Genomic DNA, 13514 nt, shown 5'->3' with positions numbered 1-13514 from the left:
GGGAAGAGTGGATGCGTGCACGACGACGCGATCGACCACTCGACGAGCGGTGACGCCCCCGGGGTCGAGGTGCTGGGTGCGGTCCTCGCCGCGGGCGCGGGCAGCCGTTATGGACAACCGAAAATCCTTGCCCATGACGGTGATTGGTTGGATCTGGCGGTCGCGGCGCTGCGGGATGGTGGATGCGACGAGGTGGTCGTCGCGATGGGCGCGGCCATCGTCGAGCCGCCCCGCGGTGCCTCTGCTCTGATCGTCGAGGACTGGTCGAAGGGGGTCGGGCACTCGGTGGCTGCGGTGCTCGGTGAGGCTTTGGCGAGGCCTGGGACGTACAGCGTCCTGTTACACACCGTTGACACGCCGGACGTCGGCAGCGCGGTGGTGAGCCGGGTGCTCGACGCTGCCGGGCGTCGTACGGATGCGCTGGTCCGGGCGGTCTTCGGCGGCAGGCCCGGGCACCCCGTGTACCTCGGTGCCGATCATCTGCGGCCGGCGGTCGAGGTCATCGGCGGAGACGTGGGAGCGCAGCCGTATCTGCGGGGTCATGAGGTGCGCGAGGTCGAGTGTTCCGACCTCGCGTCGGGGATCGACATCGACGTCCCGGACTGATCCCGCGTCCTGACGAGCGTGGCGAGCATGACCGCCGACATCGCCGTCAGCACGCCGACGGACACCGCGAGGATCACCATCGTCGTGCCCATCGCGGTGAAGGTCAGCAGACCGCCGGCGACGAGCACGCTCCCGCCGCCTCCGAGGTACGACGCGGCGTTGAAGAGTGCGTACCCGCCGCGAAGTCGCGCAAGGTTCGTCACCGAACGGACCATCGAGAGACCGGCGATCTGAGCCAGCCCCTGGGCCGCGCCGGAGAACGACGCGGACACGAACAGCACCCATGCGGTAGACGTCGCCACGCCGACAACGAGAGCGGCCGCGGCGATCGCTCCGATGGCCAGCGCCGTCCCGCCCTGTGCTGTCCACGATGCGCGGGCGAACAGCAGCTGCCCGGAGACCGCCGAGGCGAACACCAGGAAGACGAGAAGTCCGGCGGCCGTCGTGCTCGTGGTGCCGAGCGTGTTGCGCAGGAATCCCGAACCGATCGACATGTAGATCGCGCACGTGATGCCGGAGGAGAATGCGAGTGCACACGCGGCGGTCAACACCTGCCGACGCCGTTCGGGATCGGCGGGGGCGTCGGGTATGCGCGCGTGGCCGTCGTGGTGGCGCGGCGAGGCCGGCCCGCCCGACCGCGTCATGGTGATCACGAGGACTCCGATCACGGCGGCCAGCGCGGCTTCCATGACGAAGATCAGCTGCGTCGGCCACAGCGGCAGGTCCGCGAAGATGCCGCCCAGGAGTGGACCGCAGGCCAGACCGGCGGAAATGCTCAGCCCGGCGACGGACGGGCCGGCCCTGCTGCCCCGGCGCTCGAAACTCTCGGTCACCGCCGCCGCCCCGCACGATGCGCAGACTCCCGCGGCGACGCCACTGACGAACCGCGCGGCCAGCAGCCACCACGGGCCGGGCGCGGCGGCGAAGATCGACGCCCCGATCACGCAGCAGGCGAGCGCGGCGGCGAGCGCACGCGCCCACCCGATTTGGTCGATGAGTCGGCCGAGGCCCAGCAGTCCCACGAACACGCCGGCGGGGTAGCCGGAGAAGATCACCGTCGTGAACGCGGCCGAGTACCCGAGTTCGTCCTGCCACAGCGGGTACACAGGACTGGCCATGTTGGACAGGAGGAAGCCGACGAAGATCGCGGCGGCGGGGACCATGGCGTCCTTTCACGGGACATCGAGACAATTCGGTATGACGAATAATCAGTATGACGAATCGCGGTCCTGATGTCTGCCGGCTGCGGCACGCCGTGGTGGAGAACTCGACAAGCACGTCCACTCTCATCAAGGAGGGCCGTCGCGCGGACGGCATCCAGAAGGCGGTGTCAGTTCGGGTAGGCGTGGTCGAGTCGTGCGGCGTAGAGCGCGAGTTCGGCCGGTGTGGCGTTCTGCAGGTCGGTGTAGTGGAACCGTGGTGGGCGTGGCGGATCGTCGGGCGGCCCGGGTTCGGATGTGGTGTGGAGGTCGTCGCGGATCTCGGTGAGGTCTGCCGGAACCGTTGCCCGATGTCGGGTTTTCGGTTGATCCGCGGGCGTCGGGGTGGTGTGCCGGGTGCGGTGTTGAGTTGCCAGGTGCAGCGCCCGGCGTCGGGTCCGCTGCCGATCGTCCGGGTGGTGTGGTCGCGGGGGCGGTTGCCGATCATGTGGTGATGGCAGGTGCAGGCCGGGGTGAGGTTGTCGATATCGGTACCACCACCGTCACCCCGGTCTTTGTCGGCGTGTTGCATCTCCACCCGCGTGGCGGGCACATCACAACCGGGCGCGGAGCAGCTTTCACCGCCGGGACGGGCGAACGACGCCAGGCGTTGTTCCATCGACGCCAGGCGTGTGCCGCGTCCGAGGTACGGCGGTGCGGCGGTGGCGTCGACGAACACCGCTAGCCATGGTTGCACTGTGGCGCCTGTCCTGATCAGATCTTCGATGTCGATGAGGGTGCCATCGGCGGTGGCCGCCAGCCCGGTGCCTCGGGAGAGGCCGGCGAGGTCGGCTTTGACGATCAGTTGGATGGGCAACCCGCGATGGGTGCGGCCGAGCAACCCGTCTTCGAACACCGCTTTCAGCAGTGCGTTGAGGGCGTCGTGCTGTATCTGTGCCGGGGTACGCGGATCCCGTTGCGCGGCCGTTTCTTAGAGCCTCGGGGTCGGCGTCCTGGATCGATCCGGTCGGTGAGTCGGGGTCGTCGGGGTTGTTCATGCCGGGGCGCGCCCACACGTCGAGGAAGGTTGCGAGCCGGGCGCGGAGTTCTGGGGTGAGGGTGGCGGTCAGTTTCGATGTGCCATCGGCGCGTTGGCGGTTGATCCAGAGCTTGCGGCGTCGTCTGCGGTCGTCGAGGTCGGTGAGCGTGCCGTCGGGGTCGAGGTGTGCCGGCAGGCGGGCGCCGGCGCGTTCGATCTCCGGTGGTGTCATCCAGGTCGCGTACTCGGCCATCGTCCGCTCGGCAGCAGCCTTCACGTCATGGGCTACTGCGGCGGGGATCTGATCGAGCACGTCCATGACCGCGTGTACGTGATCGGGCCCGACGCGTCCGTCGGCGAAAGCTGCGGCCAGGGTGGGCAGTTCGGGTTCGAGGGGTTGGCCGGTGAGGTCGGTGAACGTGGCGGTGGCTTCAGCCTCGGCGCGGCGGCGTCCCGGACCGGTCATCCCCAGCACATCGTGAATGTAGGCCAGGATGTTGCGCCGGCCGGTCTTGCGCGGCAGATCGCGGGCGGCGACCTCCATCACCTGCTGATCACCGGCGAACGCCAAACGGTTTCTGGCGCGCTCGGTTTCGGCGGCCTCATACTCCACCTGCGCATCGGTCAGCGGGGTCATCTCGGCCTGCAGAAGCCTGTCGATGAGCTCGTGAATCGAATCGAGATTCTCGGCGGCGTCGGAGGGTCCGTCGGAATGAACGGAGATTTTCAACTGCAACGGTGTCGGTCACGACGCTCACCCCCGAGCTCTGCGTATCGAATGTATGTTCGATCATAGACGAAGACCAGGAGCCCCGCAGAGCTCATCCACAAGATCTCGGAGGCCTGATCAGGAGCTGTGCGGCCGTTCCGTTTCGTCGCGAACATCCGTATTCCCGCTCGTCGGTTCCCTCCGGTGCCTTCCGGTGCCCGGGGACTCGGGTCAGGGAATTGCGGCGTCGTTCGACGAGAAATCTGTCCGCGTTCCCGTCGCCTTTGCCGATTCGAGACCTTCTCGTCGCCGATCCGCTGCCTGTAGAAGGCATATCTGTCGCACGACGATGAATAGGGTGCAGAAAAGAATCGGGTGAGCACGAGAAATGTGGTCATCCGAAGGCCCCGTCACCGAAGAAGGTGATCAGCATGACGCGAGCGCACCGCCGTCGACTCCTCGTGGTGGTGGCGGCAGTGGTGGCCGCTGCGGTCGTCGGCGGGCTGGGGCTGACGGTGCTCGTCGGATCGTCCGACCCGGGCACCCGCCACTCGGCGCACCCGGTGCAGGACGAACACATGCCACCCGGCCTCGACATCACCTTCCGGTGGCCGTCGACGCCGGTCCTGGACCCGCAGTCCTCGGAGGGGACGTTCGTCCGCGCCTGGGTGGAATCCTTCGAACTCGCCACCGCGGGCGCATCTCCGGTCTGGGGGTACCCGGGATTCGTCGAGGCGTCACCGTCGAACATCGATCAGATGATCACGGCATACCCGACGGAGGTGACGCCGGACCGACGTCAGGTCGGCACCGCGTTCTACACCGGGCTGCGCCGGGTCGACGACGTCGACAGGACGCGGATCATCCTGTGCCGCCATGGGTATCGGTCGGTACAGCACGCCGGGCGATGGGCCATCGGGTTCGACACACCCCGGCCGGTGGAGATCGACATCCGGAGGGTCGGCGATGAACCGAATGCCGCCCCCCGAGGTGGGGAACGTACTCCGGGCACCGATGTGTTCGGCGGCTGGTACACCTCGCGCTACGATTTCGCCGCGCTCTACCCGACGCCGACCGCGGATCAGAAGGCGTGCGACGCAACGACTCCGGCGGCCCTGCCGCGGTGGCTGCCCGCCGAGGGCGACCAACCGTGGCCGACGGCGCCGTCGGTGCCGGGCTGGTCGGCATACCCTGGAGCGGTCTGAGGGTCCGTCGATCATCCAGGCGGGCATCCGCCGACAGGTCTCCGTCCACCGAGCGGGCCTGTCGGCCACGAGGGCCTGACGCCGGGCAACATGTCAACGCTCGAGCTGGGCACGGACCTCGCACGGGGCGAAGAGCGCCGGCGCTACCGGTCGGGCAGACCGTCCAGAAGGTCGTCGAGACGGACCGGGAGATCGCGGACCCGCACACCGGTCGCGTCGTGAACCGCGTTGACCACCGCGGCGGCGCTGCCGACGATCCCGATCTCGCCTGCGCCGCGCGAACCCATCGGAGTCGCATGCTCGTCCGCGTCGTCGAGCCAGACGGCGTCCACGTCGGCGATGTCGGCGTGCACCGGTATGTGATATTCGGCGAGGTCCTGTGTGACGACGTGACCGAACCGCGGGTCCCGGACGCTCTCCTCGTGCAGGGCCATCGAGATGCCGAAGGTCATGCCGCCGATCAGCTGTGACCGCACGGTCCGCGGGTTGATGGCGCGTCCTATCGAGAACACGCCGAGCATGCGCGGGATACGGATCTCGCCGGTGTCGGCGTCGACGTGCGCCTCGACGAAGTGCGCACCGAACGAGGAGATCCGAAACCTCTCGGTGTCGGGGTTCTGCTCCGTAGTGGCCGTGACCTCCGCCGCCTCAGGTGGGTTCTCGCCGTACCGCTCGCGGAATCGCCGGGCCGCCGACACGATCGCCGAACCCCACGACGACGTGCCCGACGATCCGCCCGCGACGGTGGCCTTCGGAAGCACGCTGTCGCCGATCTGCAGGTCGATCCGATCCGCGGCGACACCGAGCGCGTCGGCCGCGATCAGAGTGAGCGCGGTCCAGGCGCCGGTTCCGATGTCGGTGGCCGCGATCCTGACCGAGAAGCGTCCGCTGCGGTGGGAGATCGCCGCCTCGTTACCCGGGTTCACCATGTGCGGGTAGGTCGACGACGCGACGCCGTACCCGACCAGCCATCGTCCGTCCCGATGGGCCGAGGGCGCAGGGCGCCGATCCCAGCCGAACCTGTCTGCTCCGAGACGGAGACAGTCGACGAGACGCCGCGACGACCACGGCTTGCCGGACTCCGGGTCGTCGGCCGGCTCGTTGCGGACCCGCAGTTCGATCGGGTCCATGCCCAGCCGCTCGGCGAGTTCGTCCATCGCCACCTCGCCCGCGAACATGCCGGGCGCCTCGCCCGGGGCCCGCATCCAGAACGGAGGGGGCACGTCGAGCGGGACCACGTGGTGGTCGGTGCGGCGGTGGTCGGCGGTGTACATCATCCGCGACGAGACGGCCGCCTGCTCGGCGAACTCCTTGGCCCGTGCGCTGTGGACCCACGCCTCGTGGACGAGCGCGGAGATTCGGCCGTCGAGTCCGGCGGCGAGGCGGACACGCGAGCGAGTCGATGCGCGATGGCCGACGTAGGCGAACATGTGCTGCCGCGGCACCGCGAACTTGACGGCCCGCCCGGGCAGTCGCATGGCGGCCATCGCGGCGAGGACGTCGTGGGAGTGCGGTGATCCCTTGGAGCCGAAACCACCCCCGACATGCGGTGCGATGACGCGCATCTGCTCGGGTTCGAGTCCGAGGACCGGTGCCAGAGACGACACCACGCCCTGCGTCGACTGGGTGGAGTCGTACAGGGTGAGGACCTGCTCCGCCGGTGCCCAGATCGCGACGACGGTGTGCGGTTCCATGGGGTTGTTGTGTTCTTCGGGAGTCGAATACCACTCGTCGACGACGACGGTGTCCGCCGGCGGGTCGTCGAGGATACGGTCGGGTTCGCCTGTCCGAGAGGTGGTCTCGAATCCGCCGTTGACCTTCTGCGGGCGATGGGCATCGGGGTGGTCGACGCGGAAGACGGTGTCGTGGTCCTCGGCGAGATGTTCGACGAGCACCGATGCCGCTGCCTCCCGGGCGATCTCGGGAGTCCGGGCGACCACGGCGCCGATCAGCTGACCGCGATAGGAGATCTCGGGGGACTGGAGGATGGTGAGATCTCCGTCCGAGGTGTCGGCCAGGCGCGGCGCGTCGAACACCGTGAGGACCAGTTCGACGCCATCGGTGGCGACGGCGACGGCGGAGTCGACGGATGTGACCCGGCCGCGGGCCGCCGTCGCGGTGATCGGCCACAGGTACAGGGCGTCGGAGACATGCTCGAACGCGTACGGGGCGGTGCCGCGGATCTTGTGGGCGCCGTCGATTCGGGGACTGGAGGTGCCGATCGTGCTCATCTCGACCGCTCCGCGGTCTGGCAGAGGTCCCTCAGCACCGACGCGAGGGTGCGCCGCAGCAACGGGATCTTGAAGGCGTTGCCGTCCAGGGGACGCGCGTCGGCGAGTTCCGCGTCAGCGGCGGCGGCGAACAGCTCGGCCGACGGGCGGTTGCCGCGCAGGACGGCCTCGGCTCGTTCGGCCCGCCACGGCTTGTGTGCGACACCCCCGAAGGCGATGCGGGCGTCGCGAATCGCCTCGCCGTCGTCGGTGCTGACCTCTGCGGCGACCGACACGAGGGCGAACGCGTACGACGCGCGGTCGCGGACCTTGCGGTACGTCGACGCCGAATCCGGGCGTGGCGGGGGCACCTCGATGGCGACGATCACGTCGGTCGGTTCGAGGACTGTGTCACGGTCGGGATGTGCGCCCGGAAGCCGGTACAGCGCGCGCAGGTCGAGCCGGCGCTCGCCGTCGGGGCCGTGGACCACGACCCGCGCGTCGAGTGCGGCGAGCGCGACGGCCATGTCCGACGGGTGGGTGGCGACGCAGTCGTCGGAGGCGCCGAGAATGGCGTGTTGACGCGTGTGCCCGCCGAGAGCCGAACAGCCGGTGCCGGGTTCGCGCTTGTTGCAGGGCGTCGTCACGTCCTGGAAGTAGACACACCGCGTGCGTTGCAGCAGGTTTCCGCCGTTGGTCGCCAGGTTGCGCAACTGGGGTGACGCGCCGGACAGCAGGGCGCGGGCGAGCATCGGATGGCGGCGGCGGACGAGAGGATGGGCGGCGGTGTCGGCGTTGCGGGCGGTGGCGCCGAGACGCAGGGAGCCGTCGGGGTTCTCGGAGATCTGATCCAGGTCGAGGTGCGAGATGTCCACGAGCGCCGAAGGATCGGCGACGCCGAGTTTCATGTGGTCGACCAGGTTGGTGCCGCCCGCGATCGGCCGGGCGCCCGGATGGTCGGCGAGGAAGGCGACGGCCCCGGCGACGTCGGTGGCGCGTTCGTAGGCGAACGGTCTCATCCGCCGACCACCTGTCGGATCGCGGCCAGGATGTTCGGATACGCGGCGCAGCGGCACAGGTTGCCGCTCATCCGCTCCCGGATCTCGTCGTCCGTCAGAGGCTCGGCGGACGCGTCGGGGTCCAGGTCCTCGGTGGCGTGGCTGGGGTGGCCGCCCTTCGCCTCGTCGATCATGCCGACGACCGAACAGACCTGACCAGGCGTGCAGTAACCGCACTGGAAGGCATCGGCGTCGATGAACGCCTCTTGAACCGGGTGAAGACCGCCGGCGACGAGTCCGTCGGCGGTCATGATCGTGGCGCCGTCGTACATGACCGCGAACGACAGGCAGCTGACGATCCGCCGGCCGTCGACGAGCACGGTGCACGAGCCGCACTGACCGTGATCGCAGCCCTTCTTCGGGGAGAAGACGCCGAGCCGGTCGCGCAGGCAGTCCAGCAGGGTGGTGCGTGTGTCGACCGTGACGTCGCGTTGTACGCCGTCGACGGAGAGCGAAACCGTGGCTTCCACGTTCGCGCGGGTACCCGGCATGCCCCCGTCCAAACCACGCGGTCGGCCACGGCGTCGAATCGGGGCGCGATGTCCGGCGGCCCCACCCACCTGTCTGTAACAATCTGCGCATGGCCCACGCGAGACCCAGAGTCGTCATCATCGGTGCAGGATTCGCCGGCATCCACTGCGCCCGAAGGCTCAAGAAGGCGCAGGTCGACGTCACGCTGATCGACCGCAGCACGAGTCATGTCTTCCAGCCGTTGTTGTATCAGTGCGCCACGGGCCTGCTGTCGGAGGGCGCGATCTCGTCGCCGATCCGGCATCTGACACGACGCCACCGCAACCTCGACGTGGTGCTCGGCGAGGCGGCAGACATCGACGTCGATGCGCGGGAGGTCGTCGTCGACCGGCTGGACCTGTCGAGGTTCCGGGTGCCGTACGACTATCTCGTCGTGGGCGCGGGCATGCGCACCGCTTACCGCGGCAACGACCGGTTCGCCAGGTTCGCACCGGGCATGAAGACCCTCGACGACGCCCATGTCATCCGGCGCAAGATCATGACCGCCTTCGAGATGGCCGAGACGATCGACGACCCGGAGGAACAATCGGCGTGGCTGACCTTCGCCGTGGCCGGCGGCGGGCCGACCGGGGTCGAACTGGCCGGTCAGATCCGGGAGCTGGCCACCCGGGCGCTGGAACGCGAGTACGACTCCATCGACCCGTCGCGGGCGCGGGTGCTGCTCCTGCACGGCGGGGACCGGGTGCTGCCGTCGTTCGACGAGCATCTGTCGTCGAGTGCGCAGAAGGCCCTCGACAAGCTCGGGGTGGAGACGGTCCTCGGCGTGCACGTGACCGGCGTCGGTGACGACTTCGTCGAGACGACGCGGAAATCCGACAAGCACAAGGAGATCTACCCGGCACGCACCACGTTGTGGACGACCGGCGTCGAGGCGGTGCCGTTCGCGGCCACCCTGGCGCAGGCGCTCGGCGTCGAGCAGGACCGGTCGGGCCGCATCCCCGTCACCGACGACATGTCCGTGCCCGGGCACCCGGAGGTCTTCGTGTGCGGGGACATGATGGCCTACGACAATCTGCCCGGTGTCGCGGAGGTTGCCATGCAGAGCGGGCATCACGCGGGTCGCGTGATCGCCGATGAGGTTGCGGGGAAGGCGAACAGGGCGCCGTTCAAGTACCGGGACCTCGGCACCGCCGCCTACATCGCGCGGCGTCACGCCATCGTGCAGTCCGGCCGGCTCCACATGCGGGGCCTCCCGGGATGGCTGGCGTGGGGCGTGATCCACATCGCGTTCCTGGCCGGCGCCCGCAACCGGATGGGCACCGTGATGAACTGGAGCGCCACGCTGCTGACGGGCTCACGACGTGAGCGCGCGATCATCTACGGCGACACCGAGACCGCGCGTACGCCCTACGGACACTGGGAGAGGTAGACGCGACCAGCCATCGCCGCGGATACGGCACACTGCGGCCCATCCGCGGCCCTCGTCCCGGGATGTACCGGCGCTCAGGCCTTGCCGCGCAGGTACTCCAGGACCTTCTCCCAGTCCTCGAAGGGCGCCTGACCGAAGTGGATGTGCTCGCCCACGAAGGCGTCGACCCCGCGCGCGGTCCGGTCGTCGATGATGAAGTCGCCGTGGTTGAGGTTCTTGTGGTGCGACAGGATCACCCGCTTGTAGGCCGGTGAACTCGCGTCGCGACCGAAGTGCATCTTGACCCAGAGCAGTTTCTCGGTCCACGCCATCGGGTTGTCCCACGGCGCGGTCGAGAGGATGTAGGTGTCGAAGAGCGTTGCCAGTTCGCGGTAGGCCGCGATCGCGCCGGGCATCGGGTCCATGAGAGAGAAGATGCCGGGCACCTCGTCGAGGCTGCCGTCGAAGCGCTTGCGTTCGGCCTCGCTGAGCTTGTCGATGCCGGAGCGGAAGTCGACCAGGGTGTTGTCCATGTCGACGTAGAGGATCTTCTTGCGCGGTTGGCTGTGAACGTTGTCGGTCATCGTCGCCTTTCCTGTCGGGTCTGACGTTGGGGGTCTCAATATGCGCTTGCCGGCGGCCGCAAGGACGGCACGCGGTTGACGAGTCGTGCGCCGCGCGAGGGGATTCGCCGTGCAGCGGTGCGTCTGTCGCGCAGTGGTCGAAGCGCTGTGGGCAGGGCCGTGTCGACGAAGGAGAACCAGTCGTGGAGACCGATGAACAGGCGTTCGCGGTGGTAGGCGACGCGCTGATCGACCGGACGGCGAACAGGTCGGCGCCGTCGAGAACGAGTTCGACGCCGGGATGCCTGGTCGCGACATCGGCGACCACGGTGTCGGCGAAGCGCGGGTGCATGTCGGTCGCGACCCGAGCGAAGACGTCGATCCGCGGCTCCTCGCGGCTGACGCCGATGGACGCCTCGACCGGTCCGGTCGGCAGCTGCAGGGTGCCGTCGGCGCGGAGCGGGAGGTGCCCGCCGAACCAGGTCTCGATGTCGTGCTTCACCAGGTCGCGTACGGCATCGGGTCCCATCTCCTCGGCGGCGACGATCGGGCACCAATCCGGGTGCGGACGGCCAGTGTCGGCGAGGAACGCCGGCGCGGGCATCGACCAGTGCTCGCGCAGTGTCCGCTCGACGAGTCCGGCGATCACGCCGGCCCGGCTCGGCGGCTCCTCGCGGATGAGTCGGCCGTCCGCGGTGGATCTCCAGCCGAGTTCGACGAGTCGCCGCGGATCGTCGACCGGGCAGGCGACGGTGACCCGGACTCCGCCCGGCCGTCCTGCGCGGATCGCGAACCGCCGGTCGTTCGCGATCTCGGCGGACGGCGTGATGAAGACCATCTGGCAGTCCCCGAGCGTCGCCAGCCGCCGCGCGAGCCGGGCCTCGAACTCGCGCCAGGCGTTCTCGACCGCGCTGTCGAGGCCGGGGCCGTCGACGGACGGGTGATCGAAGTGGGTGTCGGACATGACGTTCCCCTTTCCGAGCCGGCATCCCGGCACCGGGTGGACCCGGCGCGGCACACGGGCCGGCTCTGAGTGCCCCGAGGACGGGGCGGAACTGTGGGGTGCCCCGAGCGGGGCGGAACTGCGCTGCCCCGAGGCGAGGCGGGAGGCGCCTCACCGGAACCGGGAGGACCACCTGACAACTGCAGGATAGGGCAGGGGTCCGACAAGTCTGGTGACGAATTCACAGAGCGTTCGGCGAAATGGTTGTCCGTGCCTGTGCGACCTGGTATCCAGATTAGAACACGTTCTAATTCTGACCGGCGAGGAGTCTGTATGCACACCCCGATCTGCGACGAGCTCGGCATCGAGTTCCCGATCTTCGCGTTCACGCACTGCCGCGACGTGGTCGTCGCGGTGAGCAAGGCCGGCGGCTACGGCGTGCTCGGCGCGGTCGGATTCACTCCCGAGCAACTCGAGATCGAGCTGAACTGGATCGACGAGCACATCGGCGATCGCCCGTACGGCGTCGACATCGTCATCCCGAACAAGTACGAGGGCATGGACGCGAACATGTCGGCCGAGGAGCTCACCAAGATGCTCCAGTCGATGGTTCCCCAGGAGACGCTGGAGTTCGGTCGCAAGCTGCTCGTCGACCACGGCGTCCCGCTCAACGAGGAGGACGACAACTCGCTGCAGCTGCTCGGCTGGACCGAGGCGACCGCGACCCCGCAGGTCGAGATCGCGCTGCAGCATCCCAAGGTCACGCTGATCGCCAACGCGCTCGGCACGCCGCCGAAGGACATGATCGAGAAGATCCAGGCCACCGGCCGCAAGGTCGCGGCACTGTGTGGATCGCCCAAGCAGGCCCGCAAGCACGCCGACGCCGGTGTCGACATCATCATCGCCCAGGGCGGCGAGGGCGGCGGCCACTGCGGCGAGGTCGGCTCGATCGTGCTGTGGCCGCAGGTGGTGAAAGAGGTTGCGCCGCGGCCGGTTCTGGCCGCCGGCGGCATCGGCAGCGGGGAGCAGATCGCGGCCGCGCTCGCGCTCGGCGCGCAGGGCGCGTGGAGCGGGTCGCAGTGGCTGATGGTCGAAGAGGCCGAGAACACCCCGGTCCAGCAGCAGACCTACATCAACGCGTCGAGCCGCGACACCGTGCGCAGCCGGTCGTTCACCGGCAAGCCGTGCCGCATGCTGCGCAACGACTGGACCGAGGCGTGGGAGGACCCCAACAATCCGGATCCGCTGGGAATGCCGTTGCAGTACATGGTGTCCGGCATGGCGGTCGCGGCGACGCACAAGTACCCCGACGAGAGCATCGACGTCGCCTTCAACCCGGTCGGCCAGGTGGTCGGGCAGTTCAAGAAGGTCGAGAAGACCTCCGCGGTCATCGAGCGCTGGGTGAGCGAGTACATCGAGGCCACCAGCAATCTCGAGTCGTTCGCCAACGCGACGACCTAGCCGTACATAACAAGCCGCGCAACGTCATTCCGAGCGCGGGGAACGGTGAGCGATCGCCGTTCCCCGCGCTTGTGGCGTTTGCCCGCCCCGGCGACGAGGACGCGATTCTGCTGATCGATGTCGATCCGTATGGGCGACATCGTCGAAGCCGCAGACATCTGGTGTCGCGGGCGACATCACTTGGCGGAGGCGTCTTCCGACTCGCTCCTCCGCGGGCCACCAGAGGGGTGGACAGGACGCGTACGGACAGGCTCAGGGGCACCGGAGGCGGACGGCGGGGCCGTCAGCGAACACCGCGCGCGAACTCGCCGTCGACGTTCAACCCCAGCGCGCCCTCGGCGAACCTCGACACGGGTCCGATCGCGGCGTCGAGCGCCTCGTCGTAGCCCTCGCGGGCCCGGCCCCAGAGTCGGCCTTCTCTGCCCGCGGGAGTCACGCCGACGAGCGCGACGAGTTCGCCGGTGGTGGGGATGCAGACCGCCCACACGAAGCGGGTCTCCGATGCCCAGCCCCCCTCGGCCGCCGCCACGTAGCCGGCGGGGGAGTCGACCCCGAGATGGGTCAACGCCGGCACGTCGGTGATCCGGTCGTCCGCTCGAAGCGCGCGTAGGTACCACGTCCCGGCATTGATCTCGACTGGTTGCACGATGTCCTCGGGTCGGATGGCGGGAAGCGAGGCGAGCCACGAAGGCCGGTGACGTC

10 protein-coding genes and 2 pseudogenes are annotated in these 13514 nt (G+C 68.9%); 4 read left to right on the top strand and 8 right to left on the bottom strand.

The window, feature by feature from the left end; all coding sequences use genetic code 11:
* The first annotated feature begins 15 nt into the window (after positions 1-15).
* Positions 16-606, top strand: coding sequence for a nucleotidyltransferase family protein (locus tag ABFT43_RS10040; RefSeq protein ID WP_347960207.1), 591 nt, complete (start codon positions 16-18; stop codon positions 604-606).
* On the opposite strand, the gene ABFT43_RS10035 is transcribed toward ABFT43_RS10040, so the two are convergent.
* Positions 540-1769, bottom strand: a complete 1230-nt coding sequence (locus ABFT43_RS10035; RefSeq protein ID WP_347960206.1) for an MFS transporter — start codon at positions 1767-1769, stop codon at positions 540-542. The two genes, ABFT43_RS10040 and ABFT43_RS10035, sit on opposite strands and share 67 nt — an antisense overlap.
* 167 nt (positions 1770-1936) lie before the next feature.
* Positions 1937-3508: pseudogene (locus ABFT43_RS10030) on the bottom strand (DUF222 domain-containing protein).
* A gap of 416 nt (positions 3509-3924) precedes the next feature.
* Between ABFT43_RS10030 and ABFT43_RS10025 the strand changes: the two are divergent.
* Entirely contained in the window at positions 3925-4698 is a 774-nt protein-coding gene (locus ABFT43_RS10025; protein WP_347960205.1) for a hypothetical protein, read from the top strand.
* 143 nt (positions 4699-4841) lie between these two features.
* On the opposite strand, the gene ABFT43_RS10020 is transcribed toward ABFT43_RS10025, so the two are convergent.
* The 3 genes from ABFT43_RS10020 to ABFT43_RS10010 are packed head-to-tail and all read right to left on the bottom strand — an operon-like array spanning position 4842 to position 8436.
* Positions 4842-6929, bottom strand: coding sequence for a xanthine dehydrogenase family protein molybdopterin-binding subunit (locus ABFT43_RS10020; protein ID WP_347960204.1), 2088 nt, complete (start codon positions 6927-6929; stop codon positions 4842-4844).
* A complete protein-coding gene (locus ABFT43_RS10015; RefSeq protein ID WP_347960203.1) occupies positions 6926-7927 on the bottom strand; it encodes an FAD binding domain-containing protein in 1002 nt (333 codons plus the stop codon). The genes ABFT43_RS10020 and ABFT43_RS10015 overlap by 4 nt, the downstream gene beginning before the upstream one ends.
* Positions 7924-8436: a 2Fe-2S iron-sulfur cluster-binding protein gene (locus ABFT43_RS10010; protein WP_347960202.1), complete on the bottom strand. Its 513-nt coding sequence runs from the start codon at positions 8434-8436 to the stop codon at positions 7924-7926. The genes ABFT43_RS10015 and ABFT43_RS10010 overlap by 4 nt, the downstream gene beginning before the upstream one ends.
* A 110-nt stretch (positions 8437-8546) precedes the next feature.
* Here ABFT43_RS10010 and ABFT43_RS10005 point away from each other — a divergent pair, with 110 nt between their 5' ends.
* Positions 8547-9866, top strand: coding sequence for an NAD(P)/FAD-dependent oxidoreductase (locus ABFT43_RS10005; protein ID WP_347960201.1), 1320 nt, complete (start codon positions 8547-8549; stop codon positions 9864-9866).
* 74 nt (positions 9867-9940) lie between these two features.
* Here the strand turns inward: ABFT43_RS10005 and ABFT43_RS10000 are convergent, their stop codons facing one another.
* On the bottom strand, positions 9941-10429 hold the full coding sequence (locus ABFT43_RS10000) for a 5' nucleotidase, NT5C type (RefSeq protein ID WP_347960200.1): 489 nt from the start codon (positions 10427-10429) through the stop codon (positions 9941-9943).
* A gap of 622 nt (positions 10430-11051) precedes the next feature.
* Positions 11052-11246 (bottom strand): annotated as a pseudogene (locus tag ABFT43_RS22690) (hypothetical protein); the annotation flags it as partial.
* Between the two features lie 438 nt (positions 11247-11684).
* Between ABFT43_RS22690 and ABFT43_RS09990 the strand changes: the two are divergent.
* Positions 11685-12812, top strand: coding sequence for a nitronate monooxygenase (locus tag ABFT43_RS09990; RefSeq protein ID WP_347960198.1), 1128 nt, complete (start codon positions 11685-11687; stop codon positions 12810-12812).
* Between the two features lie 283 nt (positions 12813-13095).
* Here ABFT43_RS09990 and ABFT43_RS09985 read toward each other — a convergent pair whose 3' ends face one another.
* The gene (locus ABFT43_RS09985; protein WP_347960197.1) at positions 13096-13458 is read right to left on the bottom strand and encodes a hypothetical protein; all 363 of its coding nucleotides are present in this window, start codon (positions 13456-13458) and stop codon (positions 13096-13098) included.
* Positions 13459-13514 lie beyond the last annotated feature (56 nt).

It is taken from the genome of Gordonia aurantiaca (assembly GCF_039939235.1).
Classification (GTDB): Bacteria; Actinomycetota; Actinomycetes; order Mycobacteriales; family Mycobacteriaceae; genus Gordonia.
Note: the sequence above shows the minus strand (reverse complement) of the source record. Positions and strands in the feature narration are given on the sequence as shown.